The sequence below is a fragment of the Ruminococcus flavefaciens genome, assembly GCF_900143025.1.
GTDB lineage: Bacteria > Bacillota > Clostridia > Oscillospirales > Ruminococcaceae > Ruminococcus > Ruminococcus flavefaciens_I.
Window position 1 is genome coordinate 268,786 of sequence record NZ_FRCT01000001.1, and the last position, 21,612, is coordinate 290,397.

20 protein-coding genes and 1 riboswitch are annotated in these 21,612 nt (G+C 47.1%); of the genes, 11 read left to right on the plus strand and 9 right to left on the minus strand.

The window, feature by feature from the left end; all coding sequences use genetic code 11:
* Positions 1 to 79 precede the first annotated feature (79 nt).
* Complete coding sequence (locus BUB28_RS01245) at positions 80 to 853, minus strand: alpha/beta fold hydrolase (RefSeq protein WP_139277487.1); 774 nt, start codon at positions 851 to 853, stop codon at positions 80 to 82.
* A gap of 493 nt (positions 854 to 1,346) precedes the next feature.
* Between BUB28_RS01245 and BUB28_RS01250 the strand changes: the two genes are divergently transcribed.
* From BUB28_RS01250 to BUB28_RS17485, 9 genes are all read left to right on the plus strand, one after another.
* Positions 1,347 to 4,316, plus strand: coding sequence for an acyl-CoA dehydratase activase (locus BUB28_RS01250; RefSeq protein ID WP_072947927.1), 2,970 nt, complete (start codon positions 1,347 to 1,349; stop codon positions 4,314 to 4,316).
* Between the two features lie 34 nt (positions 4,317 to 4,350).
* Positions 4,351 to 5,580 (plus strand): 2-hydroxyacyl-CoA dehydratase, encoded by a 1,230-nt coding sequence (locus BUB28_RS01255; protein ID WP_072947929.1) that lies wholly within the window; start codon positions 4,351 to 4,353, stop codon positions 5,578 to 5,580.
* Between the two features lie 21 nt (positions 5,581 to 5,601).
* A complete protein-coding gene (locus tag BUB28_RS01260; protein WP_072947930.1) occupies positions 5,602 to 6,465 on the plus strand; it encodes a phosphatidylserine decarboxylase in 864 nt (287 codons plus the stop codon).
* Between the two features lies 1 nt (position 6,466).
* Positions 6,467 to 7,108, plus strand: coding sequence for a hypothetical protein (locus tag BUB28_RS01265; protein ID WP_072947932.1), 642 nt, complete (start codon positions 6,467 to 6,469; stop codon positions 7,106 to 7,108).
* 90 nt (positions 7,109 to 7,198) lie between these two features.
* The gene (gene ylxM, locus BUB28_RS01270) at positions 7,199 to 7,534 is read left to right on the plus strand and encodes a YlxM family DNA-binding protein (protein WP_072947933.1); all 336 of its coding nucleotides are present in this window, start codon (positions 7,199 to 7,201) and stop codon (positions 7,532 to 7,534) included.
* A gap of 25 nt (positions 7,535 to 7,559) precedes the next feature.
* Entirely contained in the window at positions 7,560 to 8,942 is a 1,383-nt protein-coding gene (gene ffh / locus BUB28_RS01275; RefSeq protein WP_072947935.1) for a signal recognition particle protein, read from the plus strand.
* A gap of 62 nt (positions 8,943 to 9,004) precedes the next feature.
* Positions 9,005 to 9,247 (plus strand): 30S ribosomal protein S16, encoded by a 243-nt coding sequence (rpsP, locus tag BUB28_RS01280; protein ID WP_072947936.1) that lies wholly within the window; start codon positions 9,005 to 9,007, stop codon positions 9,245 to 9,247.
* A gap of 73 nt (positions 9,248 to 9,320) precedes the next feature.
* A complete protein-coding gene (locus tag BUB28_RS01285) occupies positions 9,321 to 9,554 on the plus strand; it encodes a KH domain-containing protein (protein WP_024861192.1) in 234 nt (77 codons plus the stop codon).
* A gap of 217 nt (positions 9,555 to 9,771) precedes the next feature.
* Positions 9,772 to 10,686: a DUF805 domain-containing protein gene (locus tag BUB28_RS17485; protein WP_072947938.1), complete on the plus strand. Its 915-nt coding sequence runs from the start codon at positions 9,772 to 9,774 to the stop codon at positions 10,684 to 10,686.
* Positions 10,687 to 10,724: 38 nt separating this feature from the next.
* On the opposite strand, the gene BUB28_RS01295 is transcribed toward BUB28_RS17485, so the two are convergent.
* The 6 genes from BUB28_RS01295 to hrcA form a co-directional block, all read right to left on the minus strand.
* Entirely contained in the window at positions 10,725 to 11,159 is a 435-nt protein-coding gene (locus BUB28_RS01295) for a hypothetical protein (RefSeq protein ID WP_072947939.1), read from the minus strand.
* Positions 11,160 to 11,209: 50 nt separating this feature from the next.
* Positions 11,210 to 11,605, minus strand: coding sequence for a DUF6483 family protein (locus BUB28_RS01300; RefSeq protein ID WP_072947941.1), 396 nt, complete (start codon positions 11,603 to 11,605; stop codon positions 11,210 to 11,212).
* A gap of 66 nt (positions 11,606 to 11,671) precedes the next feature.
* Entirely contained in the window at positions 11,672 to 12,820 is a 1,149-nt protein-coding gene (gene dnaJ / locus BUB28_RS01305; protein WP_072947942.1) for a molecular chaperone DnaJ, read from the minus strand.
* A 266-nt stretch (positions 12,821 to 13,086) separates the two neighbouring features.
* The gene (gene dnaK / locus BUB28_RS01310) at positions 13,087 to 14,958 is read right to left on the minus strand and encodes a molecular chaperone DnaK (RefSeq protein WP_072947944.1); all 1,872 of its coding nucleotides are present in this window, start codon (positions 14,956 to 14,958) and stop codon (positions 13,087 to 13,089) included.
* 134 nt (positions 14,959 to 15,092) lie between these two features.
* A complete protein-coding gene (gene grpE / locus BUB28_RS01315) occupies positions 15,093 to 15,653 on the minus strand; it encodes a nucleotide exchange factor GrpE (RefSeq protein WP_072947946.1) in 561 nt (186 codons plus the stop codon).
* Between the two features lie 16 nt (positions 15,654 to 15,669).
* Positions 15,670 to 16,716, minus strand: a complete 1,047-nt coding sequence (gene hrcA / locus BUB28_RS01320; RefSeq protein ID WP_072947948.1) for a heat-inducible transcriptional repressor HrcA — start codon at positions 16,714 to 16,716, stop codon at positions 15,670 to 15,672.
* Positions 16,717 to 16,970: 254 nt separating this feature from the next.
* Positions 16,971 to 17,085, plus strand: a riboswitch (THF riboswitch).
* Positions 17,086 to 17,154: 69 nt separating this feature from the next.
* Here hrcA and BUB28_RS01325 point away from each other — a divergent pair.
* Positions 17,155 to 17,727, plus strand: coding sequence for a folate family ECF transporter S component (locus BUB28_RS01325; RefSeq protein WP_072947951.1), 573 nt, complete (start codon positions 17,155 to 17,157; stop codon positions 17,725 to 17,727).
* A complete protein-coding gene (locus BUB28_RS01330; protein WP_072947953.1) occupies positions 17,724 to 18,998 on the plus strand; it encodes a bifunctional folylpolyglutamate synthase/dihydrofolate synthase in 1,275 nt (424 codons plus the stop codon). Before BUB28_RS01325 ends, BUB28_RS01330 begins: the two co-directional genes overlap by 4 nt.
* Before the next feature lie 49 nt (positions 18,999 to 19,047).
* On the opposite strand, the gene BUB28_RS01335 is transcribed toward BUB28_RS01330, so the two are convergent.
* Positions 19,048 to 19,896 carry a hypothetical protein gene (locus BUB28_RS01335; protein ID WP_072947954.1) on the minus strand — a complete coding sequence of 283 codons (849 nt, stop codon included), beginning with the start codon at positions 19,894 to 19,896 and terminating at the stop codon, positions 19,048 to 19,050.
* Positions 19,897 to 20,249: 353 nt separating this feature from the next.
* Positions 20,250 to 21,548: a phosphopyruvate hydratase gene (eno, locus tag BUB28_RS01340; protein WP_072947956.1), complete on the minus strand. Its 1,299-nt coding sequence runs from the start codon at positions 21,546 to 21,548 to the stop codon at positions 20,250 to 20,252.
* Positions 21,549 to 21,612: the final 64 nt, after the last annotated feature.

Genomic DNA, 21,612 nt, shown 5'->3' on the forward strand with positions numbered 1-21,612 from the left:
AATTGTGGTATCGCTTTACGGCGATAAATCTGAAAATTCAGATCCGTCTGCGAAGCAGACACATTAATTCCGCATTAAATTAATCTTCTATCTTCATAAACGAGCACATCACGCGGTTAAAGGTGAACTGCTGTTCGAGGAAGGAATAATGTCCTGCATTTTCCAGTTTTACAAGACCTGCATCGGGAATGAGCTTCTCCATTTTCTCACCGTCGGAGAGAGGGGTAGCTGTATCGTTAACGCCCCATACGAGCAGTGTGGGAGCTTTGATATTCGGCAGATAGGGCTCTAAGTCCTCGTTTACTACCTTTACCATTACCTGACGCATCATGGGTGAAGCTGCGGCGTAGTCCGCACTGCCCATTTTTTTGCGGAAGTTTTCAAGCGCATCGGGGAAGAGCTTCTTCACTATGCCCAGCGAGAGCACAGCCTTGCCCATTTTGTAATAGCGAGTGCGCCAGCTCTTTTTATTGGACTTTGGCGGCATGATGCCTGCGCTGTCCACAAGAATGACCTTTGTAACCTTGAAGGGCAGGTCATCACGGCTGTGCATCTTGATAATTACTCGACCGCCGAAGCTGTGTCCGAGGAGCATTACTTCTTTGGTGTCGTAGTCCTTGAGGAAGTCGATGACGAACTGAACATATGAGCTTACGTCCCATACTTCTTTTGGCTCGTCGCTCTTACCGAAACCAGGCATATCCATAGCAACGACCTTGTACTTCTTTGAAAGAAGCTCTATCATATTGGTAAAAAGGGTGATATTGCTGCCCCAGCCGTGAAGCAGTACGATAAGGTCTCCCTCGCCCTTTTCCTCGTAGTTTATCTTTAAACCGTTAACTGTTTTTATCAATTTCATTATCTCCGATAAATAAAGTCTTTTGTATATGATATACGGCATACAGCCGCAAATATACATATATAATTTATTATATCACTTACGGTATTTTATGTCAACATTTTTTTGCGAGCTGAGCCAGCTCGAACGCTTCCACGTTGTCGCTCGTAAACTCGCTTACAGCTTAGCTGATAGAACTAAGAACTGAGCTCGTAGGGGCTGCCTTTGGCAGTCCGTGTCTTACAAAACAACTTCAAATGACCGTTTGTAGGGGACGGCGTTCCCAATATTTTGATACGTCTGCGCAGGCAGACACTTTAACTCTCAACTCTCAACTCTAAACTCTGAACTTTAGGGCTGAAGTGTGTGCCTCCGTGCGGTACAGAACAAATGCTTTCTTATATAAAATATATACTTTACAAATACACATTAAATATGGTATAATTAAAAGATGACGGCAGGATCTTTGGGGGTCATGCTATATAATAACTTCTATCAGAGGTGTACAATGGCAAATAATTATTCTCTTGGCATTGATGTGGGCTCGACCACAGTAAAAACAGTCATAACGGACGCTGACAATAACATAATCTACTCAAAATATCAGCGCCACCTTTCAAAGGTCAAGGAAACTGTTACCGACCAGCTTAAAATAATACAGGCAGACTATCCCGATGAGGAGTTCACAGTCTGCATCACAGGCTCGGCAGGTCTGGGACTTGCCAATTCAGCGGATATACCCTTCGTTCAGGAAGTACACGCTGCATTTCTTGCTGTAAAGGAAAAGCAGCCCGATGCCGATGCAGTTATCGAGCTTGGCGGCGAGGACGCAAAGATAATCTTCCTTACAGGCGGCGTAGAGCAGCGCATGAACGGCACCTGTGCAGGCGGTACAGGCGCATTTATAGACCAGATGGCAACACTTCTCGGCATAACAGCCGACCAGCTTGACGAGCTTTCTCTCCATGCTCAGAAAATATATCCAATAGCTTCACGCTGCGGAGTATTTGCCAAGTCAGATATACAGCCCCTGCTCAATCAGGGCGCAAGACGCGAGGACGTTGCCGCAAGTATCTTTCAGGCGGTAGTTGACCAGACCGTTTCGGGACTTGCTCAGGGACGTACTATCGAGGGAAAGGTGCTTTTCCTCGGCGGTCCTCTCTTCTTCCTCAAAGGACTTAAAAAGGCTTTCGTAAAGACTCTCGGACTCGATGACGAACACGCTGTATTCCCGCAGGAGGCTCCTGTATTCGTGGCTTACGGCTGTGCTCTGTATGCGGCAAAAGCCGAGGAAGCCTTTAAAATAGGCGATATAATCGAAAAGATATACACAGCAAAGGCTTCGGACTCTATCGTTACGGGCGAGCCCCTTTTCCGCTCTCATGCGGAATATGACGAGTTCATCGACCGCCACAAGAAGTTCGACTTAGGATACGCCGATATACGTACATATAAGGGCGATGCTTATCTCGGTATAGACGCAGGCTCTACCACTACAAAGCTTGTTCTCATAACCGATGACGGACGTATGCTCTACAATCACTACTCCTCAAATCAGGGACAGCCCCTTGACAAGATAGCCGACCAGCTAAAGCGCATCTATGCGGCTATGAACCCTGAAATAACCATAAAGGGCTCGGCTGTTACTGGCTACGGCGAGGACCTTATCAAGGCAGGTCTTGCCGTTGACCACGGTATAGTTGAGACAGTTGCCCATTTCAAGGCTGCTGCTTATTTCTGCCCCGATGTTGATTTCATCATTGATATCGGCGGACAGGATATCAAGTGCTTCAAGATAAAGAACAAGAGCATCGACAGCATCATGCTCAACGAGGCTTGTTCCTCGGGCTGCGGCTCTTTCATACAGACCTTTGCAATGGCTTTGGGCTATGATATCGCTGAGTTCTCTCAGCTGGGACTTTTCGCGGAGCACCCCGTTGACCTGGGTTCACGCTGTACTGTATTTATGAACAGCTCCGTAAAACAGGCTCAGAAGGACGGTGCTACCGTTGAGGATATCTCGGCAGGTCTTTCATCATCTATCATCAAGAACGCCATTTACAAGGTAATCCGTGCAAATTCACCCGATGACCTGGGCAAAAACATAGTCGTACAGGGCGGTACCTTCCTCAATGACGCGGTTCTCCGTTCATTTGAAAAGGAGCTTGGCAGAAACGTTATCCGTCCTGCTATTTCGGGACTTATGGGCGCTTTCGGCTGCGCACTTTACGCAAAGGAGCGTGCAAACGGCGAAGCATCAAAGCTCATCTCTGCTGAGGAGCTTGAAAACTTCTCATATGAGTCTCGTTCAGCTAACTGCGGCGGCTGTACTGCTCACTGTCAGCTGAATATCATCAATTTCGGCAAAGGCAGACGCTTTATTTCTGGCAACCGCTGCGAAAAGGGCGGCGGCATGGCAAACAGGAACACTGTTCCTAATCTTTATGAGTTCAAGTACGACAGTATAATCAATACCGTAAAAACTCATCAGCCTAAGCGTTACCGCGGTGTAGTGGGACTTCCCCTTGCTCTCGGCTTCTACGAGCAGCTCCCGTTCTGGCATATGCTGTTCACTACGCTGGGCTTCAGGACTGTGATATCCGATGAAAGCTCCCGTGATATGTACTATCTCGGTCAGCACACTATACCTTCGGATACGGTCTGCTATCCTGCAAAGCTCACTCACGGACACATCGAAAACCTTCTTGACAAGGGTGTGGATTTCATATTCTATCCCTGCATGAGCTACAACCTTGACGAGGGCGGAAGCGACAACCACTTCAACTGTCCTGTTGTTGCATATTATCCCGAGCTTCTGCTGGCAAATAATCCGAGACTGAACAATAACAATTTCGTACACCCGTATCTTGACCTGAACATCAGAAAGAACGTTATAAAGGTGCTTGGACAGGCGCTTAAAAAGTACAACGTAAAGGGCAGGATACCCGATGCTGTTGACAAGGCTTACGAAGCGCTTGAAAAGTATCATAACTCCGTAATGCGCAAGGCTATGGAGATAATAGATCAGGCAAGAGCAGAGGGACGCAAGATAATCGTTATCGCAGGCAGACCTTACCATATCGACAAGGAGATAAACCACGGCATACACAAGCTGGTGTCAAGTCTCGGTATGGCTGTTATAACAGAGGACAGCGTTGCAGGTCTTGCGAGCACACCTAAGCTTGGCGTACTCAATCAGTGGACATATCATTCCCGTCTTTACCGTGCGGCTAAGTACGTTACCACACAGCCCGATATGCAGCTCATACAGCTGGTATCCTTCGGCTGCGGCATTGATGCTGTTACAGGCGATGAGGTAAGACATATCCTCGAAAGCCGCGGAAAGCTCTATACACAGCTGAAAATAGACGAGATAAACAATCTCGGTGCGGCAAGGATAAGACTTAGAAGTCTTGTTGCCGCAATGGAGCAGGCAGAGCATAAGCCTGCCAAAAAGCCCGAGGTACAGCCTGTTTGACCGCAGGCACAGACGTTTGAACATGGAGGATATTATGCCTGAATATGCAAAATTTACCGAGGATATGATAAAAACCCATACTATCCTCGTTCCCGATATGCTGCCCATACACTTCAAGATGCTCATTGCTATCTTTGAGGCTAAGGGCTATAAATTGGAGCTGCTGAGAAACGACTCCCGTGCGGTAGTAGACGAGGGACTGAAAAACGTCCATAACGATGCCTGCTATCCTGCACTTCTCGTTATCGGACAGTTCATGGACGCGATTAAAAGCGGCAAGTACGACCCCGACAAGACTGCTCTGCTCATTACGCAGACAGGCGGCGGCTGCCGTGCGTCAAACTACATACACCTGCTGAGAAAGGCAGTCGCAAAGAACTATCCCCAGATACCCGTTGTATCACTTAATTTCAGCGGACTTGAAAAGGACAGTGCCTTCAGGATAACTGCGCCTATGTTCCTGCAAATGCTTTATGCGGTGCTTTACGGCGACCTTCTCATGACCTGCTACAATAAATGCAGAGCCTATGAGATAAACAAGGGCGAGTCAAAGAAGATGCTGGACAAATGGCACCGCAGACTGTGCAATATCTTCCGCAAGGGCAGCAGGATGTTCCTGAAAACAAAGAAGATATACAGGGATATACTCAACGATTTCGCTTCTATCGAGCTCAGCGATGAGAAAAAGATAAGAGTCGGCATAGTTGGCGAGATATATGTAAAGTATTCGCCTCTTGCCAATAATCACCTGGAGGATTTCCTCATATCAGAGGGCTGCGAGCCTGTTGTGCCGTCGCTTCTGGAGTTCGTTATGTACTGCGCGGCAGGAACCTTCAACGAGGCAAAGATATACGACCACCCCACAAAGCGCTCTATATTCAACAAAATAGGCTATGACCTTATCTACGCAAAGCAGAAGGAGCTCATAAAGATAATGAAGGAGCAGGGCAGCTTTGAGCCGCTCCACGATTTCGAGCACCTGAGAAAGCTTGCTGACAAGTATATAAATCAGGGCGTTGTCATGGGCGAGGGCTGGCTCATTCCTGCGGAAATGGCTGCACTTGCCAAATCAGGCGTTGAGAACATCATCTGCACTCAGCCTTTCGGCTGTCTGCCGAACCATATAGTTGCAAAGGGTATGTCGAGAGCTATCAAGCAGGACAATCCTAATGCCAATATAGTTGCTATCGACTATGACCCGGGTGCAACAAGAGTAAATCAGGAAAACAGAATAAAGCTTATGCTGGCTAATGCCCGTCTGTAAGACCAAGCAAGGAGCTCTAATATGATAAAAACACGAAAGGGCGATATCATCGTCACTAATGAAAATCAGAACAAGCTGCTGAAAAAGCTTTACGGAAATACTCTCGGACGAGTTCTGCTGAAAACTCTTACTGCACCGTGTATATCAAGGACAGCAGGAAAATTCATGGATTCAAGGGCTTCAAAGCTTCTTATAAAGCCTTTTATAAAGAGGAGCGGCATTGATACCTCACAGTATATAATGTGTGATTTCCGCTCGTACAACGACTTTTTTACAAGGCGTGTAAAGCAGGGGAAGCGTCCCATAGACTTTGAGGCGGATCACCTTATAAGCCCCTGCGATTCAAAGCTTACGGCTCATAAGATATCAAAGAACAGCATATTCCGCATCAAGGGCTCTCGCTACAGAGTAAGCGACCTCTTGTGCAACGACTTCCTCGCAAAGCGTTTCTGCGGCGGATACTGTCTTATATTCCGACTTGAAGTGGACGATTATCACCGCTACTGCTATATCGATAACGGTACAAAGACCCATAATACATTTATAGCAGGAGAGCTTCACACAGTAAATCCTATAGCCCTTGAAAGATACAATATCTACAAGCGCAACAGCCGTGAGTATACGGTGCTCCATACCGAGAATTTCGGCGATGTGGTGCAGATAGAGGTGGGAGCTATGATGGTGGGACGCATCGTCAACAACCACGGTGAAGCAAGCTTCCGCAGAGGCGAGGAAAAGGGAAGATTTGAATTCGGCGGCTCTACAATAGTTATGCTCTTCGGCAAGGACAGTATAAGCATAGATGAGGATATACTGCGCAATTCCGCCGAGGGCATCGAGACCATGGTAAAAATGGGAGAAAAAATAGGAAGGGCAGGAAAATAATATGAAGAGATTACCGTTACTGCTTCTTGCAGGGGCAATGCTGTTTTCCCTGACAGCCTGCCTTGAACCCGATAAAAAGCACGACATACCCTTTGAGGTCGCACCAAAGGTGGAGCCTCATACTGCTCCTGAGGGCACATTTGATGTTGATGCCGTAAGAAGTATGATAAACATAAAGGGTCAGCATTTTGACCTGCCTCAGCTCATAGACGATCTGGGCAAGAACTGGGAGTTCAGATACTACGACAGAAAGGACTACGGTCTGAAGGAAGGAAGCGGTCTTGCTACCCTTTACTATTCAGGCGTTGAAATGGGTACGGTCTCTCTCGAAAACTGCTATACTGGCAGAGAGCAGGACAGCGTTATGTACAGCATCGCCATAAAGACAAGTGACAGCGATATTTACGGCATAACCCCCATGGTATCCACTATAGCCGATGTCGAGCACCTTATCGGTCAGCCCGATACTGTTGATCTGGTGGAAAAGCCTTACGTCCACATATACCACTATGGTATAAATCTCGGCGAGGACGCTCATGGTATCGTCCGCGGTCATAATATCGCAGTTTCTTTTGACGAGCAGGGTATCGTTGACCTTGTGAGCATTACCTATTCGGATCTTACTCAGCAGGAACAGGGATAAAAATTTCATTTTACCCCTTGACAAAGCTTGTGATATGTAGTATAATGTGTAAAGTGATTTTGCATTACACCCTGAAGAGGTGCTACAAAAATGGCTAAGGAACTTAAATTCGTAATGCTTCTTGACTGCTACGGCGATCTGCTCACAGAGCATCAGCGCAGCATAATGGAGCTGTATTACTGCGAGGATCTTTCTCTTGCAGAGATAGGTCAGCCCCGTGATATCACAAGGCAGGCTGTCCGCAGTATCATAAAGCGCACCGAGGATATACTCCTCAACTATGAGGAAAAGCTCGGTTTTGCCGAAAGGCTCGGAAAAATGCGGGAATGTTTCGGACGTATCGAGGCTGCCGCAGAGCATATCACAGATGAAAATATAAGAAATACCATACTCTCCGAAACTGCCAAGGGTACGGAGATGTTATAAATACGATATACGAAGGAGGCTCGACATGGCATTCGAGGGACTTTCAGAAAAACTGAATACCGTCTTTAAAAAGCTCAAATCAAGAGGAAAGCTCAGTGAGTCTGACGTTAAGGAAGCTATGCGTGAGGTGCGCCTTGCACTTCTCGAAGCCGATGTCAGCTATAAGGTCGTTAAGGACTTTGTAAAAAGCGTTACAGAACGTGCTGTGGGAGAAGAAGTGCTGTCAAGCCTTACTCCTGCTCAGCAGGTAATAAAGATAGTTAACGAAGAACTGGTATCCCTCATGGGAAACAGCAATTCACGCATAAATATGGCATCAAAGCCGCCTACGGTAATAATGATGTGCGGACTTCAGGGTTCAGGTAAAACTACCCACGCCGCCAAGCTGGCTAAGCTCCTGAAGAAGGAAGGACACCGTCCGCTTCTTGCAGCCTGCGATATCTACCGTCCTGCTGCTATAAATCAGTTGCAGGTAGTTGGCGGAAAGGCTGATGTCAAGGTATTTGAAATGGGTCAGACAGACCCCGTTGTTATTGCTAAGAAGGCACTTGCTTACGCTAAGGATTACGGTCACGATATCCTTATCATTGATACAGCAGGTCGACTTCATATAGATGAAGCTCTCATGGACGAGCTCATAAACATCAAGAAGGAAACTCAGCCTGACGAAATAATGCTGGTAGTTGACGCTATGACAGGTCAGGACGCTGTAAACGTTGCCAAGGCTTTTGATGATGCTGTTGGTATCACAGGCGTTCTTATGTCAAAGCTTGACTCTGATACCAGAGGCGGTGCGGCTCTGTCCGTACTCTCTGTAACAGGTAAGCCGATCAAGTTCGTTGGTATGGGCGAAAAGCTTGACGATTTCGAGCAGTTCCACCCCGAGCGTATGGCTTCAAGAATACTCGGTATGGGCGATGTCCTCACACTTATTGAAAAGGCTGAGAACGTTATGTCTCAGAAGGACGCTGAAAAGCTCACCAAGAAGTTCAAGGAGAACAAGTTCGATATGGACGATCTCTTAGATCAGATGAAGTCTATCAAGCGTATGGGCTCTATGAAGTCTATACTCGGTATGCTTCCGGGTGTGGGCGATAAGATAAAGGAAGCCGATATCGACGAAGGTCAGCTTGGCAGGATAGAGGCTATGATAACCTCAATGACCAAGGCTGAAAGAGCTAAGCCTTCTATCATAAACCCGTCCCGCAAAAAGCGTATCGCAAAGGGCTCGGGTACCAAGGTAGAGGACGTAAACAGACTGCTCAAGCAGTTTGACCAGATGCAGTCGATAATGAAGCAGTTTACAGGTAAAAACGGCAAGATGTCACTGCGTAAGGCAAGAAAGAACCTTGCAGGCATGAACTTTGATAAGTACACAGGCAAGGGCGGCGGAAACCTGCCTTTCTAAAGCTTTCAATGCGGTCTCCCGCCGCTTGAATATATCATTATTTTTTACGGAGGTGAATACAAATGGCAGTAAAGATCAGACTCAGAAGAATGGGTGCTAAGAAGGCTCCTTTCTATCGTGTAGTAGTTGCTGATTCAAGATACCCAAGAGATGGTCGTTTCATCGAAGAGATCGGTTTCTATGATCCTACTAAGGAGCCATCAGTTGTTAACATCGACGCTGAGAAGGCTAAGAGCTGGATCGCTAATGGTGCTCAGCCTACTGATACAGTAAAGGCTATCCTCAAGAAAGAGGGAGTTCTTTGATCAAAAGCTTAATGGAGGAGGAGAGGCTGAAGGTCTCTGCCTCTGTCCCAGAGCTTGAACGGAGGTTTTTACTATGAAAGATTTACTTTATGCTATCGCAGCAGGCCTCGTAGAAGACAAGTCCGCTATCAATATTACCGAAGATGCTCCCGATGAAGAGGGCGTTATCGTTTTTCACCTTAACGTTGCTCCTGATGATATGGGCAGAGTTATCGGTAAGCAGGGCAGGATCGCAAAGGCACTCCGTACAATTATGCGTGCAGGCGCAGCTAAAAAGGACCAGAAGGTCTCTGTTACGATCGAATAAGTATGACAAGCTCCCTTTGGGGAGCTTTTTTGTTTCTGATTTGTACCCCCTTCTGTAAAGGGGCAAAAAAATGGCTTTTTTCAACGAAAAACCATTGATTATTGAAAAAGATATACCCTGAGTGGACTTTTTGCAGGCTCTTATACCATAGCAGGTCTATTGACAAAAAAGGGTTTTTTTGATAGAATAATATCATCATAATAAGGGGGGTATTGCTATGAGATGTAAATACTGTAATTATGAAAACAAGCCCGGTGATAAATACTGCGAGAACTGCGGCGCAAGCATCGAGAATAACATGGGAATGAACGATATATCTTCTATTCCTGTTCCGCCGCCTATGGGTCAGGAGGGAGCTTCTCAGCCGACGGCTCAGAATTCTCCTCAGCAAAATAATGGCTATCAGGGTGGATATAATGGTCAGCCTAATCCATACGGACAGCCCAACGGCTATAATGGTCAGCCTTACGGTCAGCCTAATCCTTACGGACAGCCAAATGGCTATAACGGTCAGCCCTATGGTCAGGCTAATCCTTATGGTCAGCCAAACGGTTACAACGGTCAGCCCTATGGTCAGCCCAATCCCTATGGACAGCCTAATATGTACGGACAGCCGCCCTTCGGCTATTTCAATACTACCGACGAAAGTCCGAAATATGTTGAATTCGGTGAAGCGATAACCCTGTTTTTCAAGAACTATGTCAATTTCAAGGGACGTTCGACACGAAGCGAATTCTGGTATGCTTTCCTGTTTACCTTCCTTGTGGGACTGGGAGTAGTTTTTATGAGTATATTTATGAGTAGGACTGCTTCAAATATTTTGAGTTATGCTGTTGACGCTGCACTGATCGTGCCTAATTTCTCAATTGAAGTAAGGAGACTGCATGATGCAGGAAAATCAGGCTGGTGGATAGTAGGTTCGATACTGGCAACGCTGCTTATGCTTTATTCAACCATAGCAGGATTAGTCACAAGCTTGGGCGGCAACATTGAAGCCGGCAGTGCGCTGATCGGATTAGGCTATCTTATCGCATTTCCAATATGTATCGTGCTTATCATATTCTGGTGCAGACCGAGCGAGGGTAATAATAAATGGGGACCTCCTCCGATGCCGCCTATGTTCAGAAGATAATAATTAAAGGCTTCCGATTTTTTCGGAAGCCTTTTCGTTTAAAGATAGGGTCTTACATCAGCACATAATTGATCTTCTGCGCTTATGAGCTTCTTTGCCATATCCTTTGAGCGTTCATCGGCAGCTGCATACTTATTGAGATAGCGGCTCAGGGACTTTACGCCCATATTGCAGCCGTCTGTCATAAGGTCGGCAACTGTGCTGTCAGATTCGTTCATTTTCAGCATGACATTGGTCTTTATCCATGACATTCCCTTTGCCATTGCCGCAGGCTCCTTGCCCTCGTCATGGTATTCGCTGAGCAGCTCTTGCAGGTCAGTTTTTATACTTTCGTGCTCGTCGGAGCTCTTTTGAAGTATGCTGCGAAGCTTGCTGCTGCTTACGTTGTCTATAACATCATTTATTGATGATATTCCCATTTTTACGCCCGAATCGCACTCCCTAAGAAGCTTTATCGTATCCTGTTCGACCATAAAAACACCTCCCTTTGCGGTTATTATGCCCGCAAAGGGAGGTGTTATACTTATTTGCTGACTTTTTTCTCTTCTTTTCCGAAATAAAGCTCTGTCATCTGCTCCAGACCGAATTTCTCAGCAAAGCTTTCAAAATCCTCACGCGCCTTTACGAGGCTGTATCCATTTTCGATGAAGTAGTCCTCGTCCAGATCGCAGAGCTGATTATAGAACTCAAGACCTATCATAAGGTTTTCCTTAGTGTTGTTGTCGGCAAGTCTGTTTAGTTCATCGACAGCGTCCTGAATTTCGCCGTCTTTTACCTTGTCGGCAAGGAACTCAACCTTTTGTCTTTCGCGCTGATGCAGCATGAGCGTCATTGAGTCAGCCTTTTTTCCAAAAAGCACCTTTGCGATAACTGCGGTTATTTCCCTTATCTGCCGCATGATGAAATCCTCTTCATACATAAATAAGCCTCCTTTCGGTATAAAAACAGACCTGCTGCGCTGTTTGCAAAAGGTCTGTATCGGTTGTCAAAAATCAAGCTTTGAGCGGAGCTTGTCGAAGAAGCTCTGACGCTTTGCATAGTTCTTTTCTGTAAGGGAAGCCTCGAACTCCTTCAGCAGATCCTTCTGCTTCTTTGAAAGGTTCTTTGGTACTTCAACGTATATCTTTACGTACTGGTTTCCGCGCTCTGTGCGGTGAAGTCTTGTAACGCCCTTGCCCTTTAAGCGGAATACAGTACCTGTCTGAGTTCCCTCGCTGATATTGTATTTTACATCGCCGTCGATAGTAGGTACGATAATTTCAGCGCCAAGAACAGCCTCTGTGTAAGTAACAGGGATATCGCAGTATATGTCGTAGCCCTCGCGCTTGAAGATAGGGTGTGATTTTACGTTGATACCAACGAGAAGATCACCGTTAGGACCTCCGTTGATACCGCAGTCGCCCTGTCCGCTTACGCGCAGTGTCTGTCCGTCGTCGATACCTGCGGGTACGTCAACAGTAACTGTTTTCTGTACTCTTACTCTGCCTACGCCGCGGCACTTTGAACATGGATTTTTTATGATCTTGCCCTTGCCTCCGCAGTGAGGACAGGGTTTTGTTGATGAAATAGCACCGAAAGGAGTACGCTGAGTGGTCTTTACGGAGCCTCTGCCCTGACAGTCAGGACAGATATCGGGTGTAGAGCCTGCCTCTGCACCTGTGCCCTTACAGTTTTCACATACAGACATACGGTTGATCTTCAGGTCTATCTTCTTGCCCGAGCAGGCTTCCATGAAGTTTATGGAAACAGCCTCCTGTATATCCGAGCCGCGTCTTGGAGCATTGACGTTAGAACGTTTTGTACCGCCGCCAAATCCGAATCCGCCGAAGATACTGCCGAGGATATCGTCCATATCAGCAAAACCGCCGAAGCCGTCCATACCGCCTGCGCCGCCGCCGTAGCTTGGGTCAACGCCTGCGTGACCGAACTGGTCATAGCGTGCACGCTTTTCGGGGTCTGAAAGCACCTCGTTAGCCTCGTTTATCTCCTGAAATTTCTCAACATAGGAGGGATCGTCAGGGTGAAGGTCGGGGTGGTTTTCTCTTGCCTTTTTACGGAAGGCTTTTTTTATCTCGTCCTCGGAAGCACCCTTCTGGATTCCCAGGACTTCATAATAATCTCTTTTTTCAGCCATAGAAAACTCCATTCTTCCGTTAAACAGCGGAAAGATTTTGTAGGGGACGGCATCCTCGACGTCCCGCTTCGGACATAATCATCAATCCAAATACGGGCTGTCGGGGACGCCAGCCCCTACAAACAAGAATTCGGATCTTTTAATATCCATAGATACACCATTAGTGCGGGCGGAGAGCCTCCGCTCCCTTTTTTGCCGCGTCTATAAATATACCTATAGGGCGGAAGGATTTTCCGCCCTTTTTATGGTGTTTTATTTTAAGTTCATCAAACCTCTGTGAAGTCAGCGTCAACCACGCCGTCATCGTTTCCGCCCTGCTGAGCACCTGCACCTGCTGCGCCGCCCATGTTAGCGAACTGTGAAGGATCAATGCCCTGTGCGCCTGCTGCACCGTTAGGAGATGCCTGCTGGTAAACCTTTGCGGAAAGGTCATAGAATGCCTTCTGGAGGTCTTCCTTGAGTGTCTTTATCTCAGCATCGTTGTTTGCTTCGATAGCAGACTTGAGAGCTGTACACTTAGCCTCGATATTAGCCTTTTCGTCAGCTGATACCTTGTCGCCGAAGTCTGTGAGAGCCTTTTCGCACTGGAATACAAGGTTCTCAGCCTCGTTCTTGTTGTCAACAGCCTCACGACGCTTCTTGTCCTCAGCAGCGTACTGCTCTGCTTCCTTGACAGCCTTGTCGATGTCGTCCTTTGACATATTTGTTGAAGAAGTAATTGTGATGTTCTGCTCCTTGCCTGTGCCGAGGTCCTTAGCAGATACGTGTACGATACCGTTCTGGTCGATATCGAATGTTACTTCGATCTGTGGGATTCCTCTTGGTGCAGGAGCGATACCGTCGAGACGGAATGTGCCGAGCTGCTTGTTGTCACGAGCAAACTCACGCTCACCCTGAAGTACGTTGATATCAACAGCAGGCTGATTGTCTGCATATGTTGAGAACACCTGTGACTTCTTTGTAGGGATAGTTGTATTTCTTTCAATCATTCTTGTGCATACGCCGCCTGCTGTCTCGATACCGAGTGAAAGTGGTGTAACATCAAGAAGAAGGAGACCGTTCTTAACGTCGCCGCCGAGAACGCCGCCCTGATATGCTGCACCGAGTGCAACACACTCGTCAGGGTTGATGCCCTTGAATGGCTCCTTGCCGATGAGCTTCTTAACAGCTTCCTGTACAGCAGGGATTCTTGAAGAACCGCCGACCATGAGGACCTTGTTGATCTCTGAGATCTGGAGTCCGCTGTCGCTGAGTGCCTGTCTTACAGGTCCCATTGTAGCTTCTACCAGGTCAGCTGTGAGCTCGTTGAACTTAGCCTGTGTAAGTGTAAGGTCAAGGTGCTTAGGTGTGCCTGAAGCATCAACAGTGATGAATGGAATATTGATATTTGATGTTGTTGTAGATGAAAGCTCGATCTTGGACTTTTCTGCTGCGTCCTTGAGTCTCTGTGCAGCCATCTTGTCCTGTGAAAGGTCGATGCCCTCTGTCTTCTTGAATTCGTCAACGATCCAGTTGATGATACGCTGGTCGAAATCGTCACCGCCGAGACGGTTGTTACCTGCTGTAGCAAGTACCTGCTGAACATCTTCGCCCATTTCGATGATAGATACATCGAATGTACCGCCGCCGAGGTCGTAAACCATTACGGTCTGCTCCTCTTCCTTGTCGATACCGTATGAAAGAGCAGCTGCTGTAGGCTCGTTGATGATACGCTTAACAGTAAGACCTGCGATCTGACCTGCGTCCTTTGTAGCCTGTCTCTGTGAGTCTGTGAAGTAAGCAGGAACTGTGATAACAGCCTCTGTTACAGGCTCGCCGAGGTAAGCTTCTGCGTCAGCCTTGAGCTTCTGGAGTATCATTGCTGAGATCTCCTGAGGTGTGTAGTTCTTGCCGTCTATAGCTACCTTGTAATCAGAGCCCATGTGTCTCTTGATTGAAGATACTGTTCTGTCGTGGTTTGTGATAGCCTGTCTCTTAGCCACCTGGCCTACGAGACGCTCACCGTTGTTTGTGAAAGCAACAACAGAAGGTGTTGTTCTTGCACCCTCGCTGTTAGGAATTACTACAGCGTTGCCGCCTTCCATAACGGCTACGCAAGAGTTAGTTGTACCAAGGTCGATACCAATAATTTTTCCCATAATAATTTCCTCCTGATCTATAAGCCATTAGCCGTTAGCCCTTAGGATTTAGCCAATGGTGTCCGCTTTGCGGACGGATTTGATTGCTTTGTTTGATGTTATTGCGGAACGCCGCCTCGGCGTTCCCTACAAGGCTATACTGCGACTGCTACCATTGCGGGGCGTACCAGCTTGTCGCCAAGCATATAGCCCTTCTGGAATACTGAGCATACGTGATTGCTTGCGTAATCAGTGCCGTCAAGCTGCTGTATAGCGTTGTGTACATTGGGGTCGAATTCAGCTCCGAGAGCCTCAATCTCAGTTACATTCATCTGAGTAAGGAAGTTCTTCAGCTGATTGTATATCATCGCCATGCCGTTCTTGAAGTTTTCATCTGTACATTCTGCTTCCAGTGATCTTTCAAAGCTGTCGAGCACGGGGAGTATCTTTTCTATACACTGTGCGGAAGCGTTCTGATAGGTCTCTGTCTTTTCCTTTGCTGTACGCTTGCGGTAGTTGTCATACTCTGCGTAAAGTCTGAGGTACTTGTCATTAGCCTCTGCAAGAGCGTCCTCAAGGTCGGAGAACTGAGTAGCAGTATCATTGTATTCGCTTGCTGCATCGTCCTCGTCAAGAGCGTCTGTGTTTTCATCAGCCGCGGCAGTATCGCCTGCAAGCTCATCGAGCTCCTCCGAGATGTTCTCGTTCTTTTCCATCGGTCATTTCTCCTTTCTATGGCTCCTGCCCGTTTGGCGGAGCGTTTATGATGTCATCGTCTGAACCGTCCATAAGATAAGATATCTTTTGTGTAAGGTATTCGACGTAAGGGATTATCTTTTTATAATCGACTCTCATAGGGCCTATGATGCCTAAGGAGCCTGCCTCCTTGCCGCCCTTGCGGTATTTGGAGACTATAAGGCTTGAATTGCCTATTGCAAGGGAGTCGTTTTCAGCTCCGAACTTTACCTGTATTCCGCTGAATGCAGTTTCAAGGAGCTCGGAAAGGCCGTCCTTGTGTTCTATAAATCTTACGACTTCCATTTTGTCAAGGTCCTCGCAGGAGAGGAGCTTTTCTCCTCCGCTTACTGTAAGTTCTTCCTGACGAAGATTCTCTGAAAGCTCGCAGATGCCTTTTACAAGCGGTGAAAGCGATACCATATAGGCACTTACAGCCGCTACCATTTTGTCGAAAACGTCCTCGGACAGTTCGTCAACCGATACGCCGCTGAGGTTTTCCTCTATATAATGTGTAAAGAAATCAAGCTGTTCATGGCTGAGGTCGAATTCAAGTCTGCAAGCCTTGTTCTTTATGCTTCCGTTAGATGTTATCAGCAGGATAACATACAGCCTTTTGCCCGTTGGGATTACCTCTACCTTGGATATTACCGAAAATCTCGGTACAGCGTTCGATACTACTGCTGCACACTGTGTTATCTCGGTAAGAGCGGTTGCGGCATTCTGTACCAGCAGCTCTTCGGGAGTATCCTTATCTCCGAGCATTTCATCGAGCCGCCGCTTTTCCTCATCGGGGAGGTCGTGAGGCGTCATAAGCTCGTCGATATAAAGGCGATAGCCTTTGAAGGTAGGGACTCTGCCTGCCGATGTATGGGGCTGTTCCAGATATCCCATCTGTTCGAGAGCCGCCATATCATTTCTGATAGTAGCGGAGGAAACATTTATATTTTCAAGCTTTGAGATAGATTTCGAGCCGACGGGTTCGCCCGTCCTTACATATTCGTCAACCACAGCAGCAAGTATTTTCAGCTTTCTGTCGTCCACGATACTCACAACCTTTCGATCTCGTTAGCACTCTAACTCTCTGAGTGCTAATTATAATTTATCACTATTATGGAGTTTTGTCAAGGGTTTTATACATTTTCGGCTTTTTGACTTATTTTCACCACCTGCTTATGTGTATTTAGAGCAATTTGACAAAGAGCCTAAAAGTACACTTTTTCGCGTCCCGAACTATTGACAAACGGCGATATGCACTGTATAATGTAAGTGCAGTAGGGTACTGCAAATTAATCATTTGAAGAGTAAAAATGCGTTCGTTATACCTTTGGGTATTCCAGTGTTGACCGAACGGGGAGTTGTCGGTCAAACGAAAAGCTTAGGCTTGCGGTTCGCATTTTGCATCCCGCTTCATAGGACAACTAAAAAAGAGACTATGCCTTCTTTTCGTGTCGTATGAGTGAGGAAAAGGAGGTTATTTTTATGGTTTCAAACAACAGAGGAGCTGCTGTAAAGAATAATATCAGACTTTTCGGCAGCACAAAGGTACTTATCATTGCAGGACTGTTGGCAGCAATGAGCATCGTTCTCGGCAAATTCGGTGCTATCAATATCGGCAACAGTATCCGCATAGGCTTTGGCGGACTCCCGATACAGATGGCAGGTATCTTCTTCGGACCTGTCATAGGCGGAGCGGTAGGACTTGTGGCAGATGTTGTGGGCTGCATAATGAAAGGCTATGCTATCAACCCTATAATCACTATAGGTTCGACCTGTATCGGTGTTTTCTCGGGACTTGTCTACCATTTCGCACTTCGCGGCGTCAAGAACGCTCTGCTCCCGAAGGTAGCAGCTTCGACGGTTACTGCACACGCTATAGGCTCTATGATAATCACTTCCATAGGTCTTTACGTTTACTATCACACTCCATTTGAGACTCTTTGGCTTCGTGTGCCGATCTACCTCATCACAGCAGCTATCGAGACAGCTGTCATCTATCTCATGCTGAAAAACAAGGCTTTCACAGCAGAGCTCAACAAGGTAAGAAGAAAATGAATTATACAGATGCACTTTCATATATGAAAAAGGCTGCCGAAAGAGGCAGCGTACTTGGACTTTCACGTATCACCGAGCTTCTGAGGCTCATGGGCGACCCGCAGGAAAGAGTGAGAACAGTCCATATTTCGGGAACTAACGGCAAAGGCTCTTTCGGAGCTATGCTCACATCGGTTCTGAAAAATGCAGGCTATAGGGTAGGGGGATTTTCTTCACCTGCCATAACTAAGGTAACGGACAGCTTCCGTATCAACGGCGTGGAGATATCCGAGGAGGATTTCGCGGATATCATAGGTGATATAGCTCCAATATGCGAGAGCATGGACGAAAAGTCTACAGAATTTGAAGTCCTTACTGCTGCGGCATTTGAGCTTTTTGAGCGCCGCGGCTGTGATATAGCCATAGTTGAGTGCGGCATGGGCGGCGACCTTGACTCCACCAACGTCATAAAAGCTCCCGTGCTTTCGGTCATCACCAATGTGCAGAAGGATCACAGTGCGTTTTTGGGAAATACCGTTGCGGAGATAGCTTCTCACAAGGCAGGTATTATCAAAAAGGGCAGACCTGTTTATTTCGGCGGCAACAGCGAGGAAGCCTATGAGGTAATTGCCGATGCTGCGGAAAAGCAGGGTTCGGAGCTGTTCCTGCCTGATTATTCAGGGTTTGAATGGTCTGAGGACTGCTGTGATATAAACGGTGCGGACTTCGCCTATAAGGGTGAAAAGCTCCATATACCGCTTCTTGGCACGTATCAGCTTGAAAACGCGGTGAATGTTATAAGCTGTGTGGAGATACTCAGGCGAGAGGGATTTTCTATACCCTGTGAGGCTGTGAAAAAGGGGCTTGCAGAGGTGAAATGGCACGGACGCTTTGAGGTGCTGAGCAAAAAGCCTCTTATCATATATGACGGTGCGCACAATCCCGACGGCATACGCTGTGCTGCTGACAGTATTAGCCGATATTTCGGGGATAAGAAGGTCGCTTTGCTCATCGGCGTAATGGCTGATAAGGAGTACGGACTGTACGCGGATATGCTTGGTGAGCTTGCAGAGATCGCCTTTGCGATCAAGCCTGCAAATCCACGCTCGCTTGATAGTCAAAAACTTGCGGATACTCTTAATGCAAAGGGACTGCACACAGAGCCGTTTTCGGTGCTTGCAGAGGGAGTTAAGGCTGCATACAGCTATGCAAAGGAGCACGATGTACCTCTTGTCATACTGGGCTCGCTTTATATGTACAGCGAGGTCACAGAGGCGCTCGGCAATTTGTAAATTTGCAAAAAACAGAAATGGCGGATATTTTAAATATCCGCCATTGTTTTTATGTGTAATTGAATGAGCAGGCTTTCCATGTGCCGCCGTCGTTTACAGCGTTTACCTCGAAGGTCTTAACTCCGCCGCCTGTAGCTATCTGCACATTGAACGAGAATGAGCCGCCCGATGCGCTTATGATAGCAGGATCGCCCTGATATCCGAAGCCGCAGCCTCTTGTTTCGTTAAGATAGTATAACGAGCCGTTGAAATCCTTGAATGTGGGAGTATCTCCCGTATAGAGTCCGCTGTATCTGTAGACGAGATCGCCGCAGACCAGAGTATTCACAAAGCTTGTAACGTCGTTAATGCTTGAAAAGCGATAATCAAGCACCTTGCTGTAGGTATGACCGTTGTCCTGTATGGTATCGCTTCCGTCTATGCTTACATTGCTTCCGCCTGCAATAGTATCGAGCACATCGAGCGAATTCATTATATTCTTTGCTATAGGCACATACTCGGAATAATTATTTGCTGCTGCTTTTTGCTGCTGCTGAGCAGGTGAAGCTGTTACCTCGGGGGGATCGGATTTAGGCGGCTGAACTGCGGGAGCCTGCTGTGCAGGTGCAGCTGTCTGAGCCTGTGTTCCTTCAGGAGCCTGAGGTGTCTGCTGTGATTGCGGAGCCTGCTGAGCAGGAGCAGCTGCCTGCTGCTGTACCTGCTGGTCATTATTATTGGCAGGAGCCTGCTGTGTATCGGCTGCCTGAGCGTTATTGTTGTCGGGAGCGTTTGTCGGGGGTGAGACAGACCAGTTTGCAGAGCGCGGAGTTGTACTTTCATAGGTTTCAAGAGTACAAGACGCTAAGGAACTGCATACCAATCCTGAAATAAGCACTGCGGTAAAAATGTGTTTTTTCATGGTGGATTCCCTCTTTTTTAACGGTAAGTATTTATAGTTTTCCTTTAAGTAATATTATGATACATATTTTTTGCGTTTTTTTCAAGAGTAAATTTCAACGAAGTTTCGGAAATGAGCAGCTTATTTTAGTATATATAGCTGTGAAAATGTGTGAAAAGCAAGGTTTTCGGCGTATTTTTATTGATATAAAGCAATGCTGCCACCTGTATCTGCCTGTTTTGTGAGTCTGAGCCTATGTGAAAAGGCGTATCCGAAAAACTGAAAATAGATACAACAAAAACTCGCCTGTGTCTGAAAACAGGCGAGTTTTATTATGAAATAGGAAGGGTCATGAAGATATCAGAGTTATTTGCTCACTTTTTAACATTGAATGCACCCATACCAGGATAGCAGGCAGAAGCACCAAGCTGTTCCTCAATGCGGAGGAGCTGATTGTACTTTGCAACACGCTCGGAACGTGAAGGAGCACCTGTCTTGATCTGGCAGGTATTGAGTGCAACTGCAAGGTCTGCGATAGTTGTATCGGCAGTTTCACCTGAACGGTGAGAAGAAATAGCAGTATATCCAGCCTTGTGAGCCATTTTTATTGCTTCGAGAGTCTCAGAGACAGAGCCTATCTGATTGAGCTTGATGAGTATAGAGTTGCCTGCGCCCAGTGAGATGCCCTTTGCAAGACGCTCTGTATTTGTAACGAAAAGGTCGTCGCCGACGAGCTGTACCTTGTGACCGATCTTAGCAGTCATCTTCTGCCAGCCTTCCCAGTCCTCCTCGTCGAGACCGTCCTCGATAGAGATTATTGGGTACTTGTCAACAAGAGCCTCCCAGTGAGCGATAAGCTCGTCGGAAGTGAATTCCTTGCCGCTCTTTGGCTGCTTATAGAAGCCCTTGCCCTTTTCGCTCTTCCATTCAGATGAAGCAGCGTCCATAGCTATCATAAAGTCCTTGCCGGGCTCAAATCCGGCAGCCTTTACAGCTTCGAGTATCTTCTCGATAGCCTCCTCGTCAGAAGTGAGCTTATTGGGAGCAAATCCGCCCTCGTCACCTACAGCGGTTACGTCGCCCATGTCCTTGATGAGCTTTTTCAGTGTATGGAAAACCTCAGCACACCAGCGGAGAGCCTCGCTGAATGAAGGAGCTCCAACAGGCATTATCATAAATTCCTGAGTATCAACTGCACTGTCGGCATGAGCTCCGCCGTTGAGAATATTCATCATAGGTACAGGGAGCTTAGTGCCCTGAATACCGCCGAGGAAGCGATAAAGCGGAATATCGAGTGAAGTTGCAGCAGCTCTTGCACAGGCAATAGAAACTGCAAGGATAGCGTTTGCGCCCAGATTGGATTTGTCCTTTGTGCCGTCAGCCTTTATCATAGCTGCGTCAACAGCGTAGATATCGGAAGCGTCCATACCTGTGATAGTTTCTGCAATGACAGTATTGATGTTATTTACAGCCTTTGTTACGCCCTTTCCAAGATAGCGTTCACCGCCGTCACGAAGCTCAAGTGCTTCAAATTCGCCTGTTGATGCGCCGCTTGGAGCTGTACCTCTTGCAACTGTGCCGTCTGCGAGAGTTATCTCAGCTTCAACTGTCGGGTTTCCGCGTGAGTCGAGTATCTCACGTCCTACAACTTTTTCAATTTCTAAATAGTCCATAGTTTTCTCCTGTTATAATATATTTAATGTGACAGTTCACATTATTGGCGTGAGCAGGCTCAAA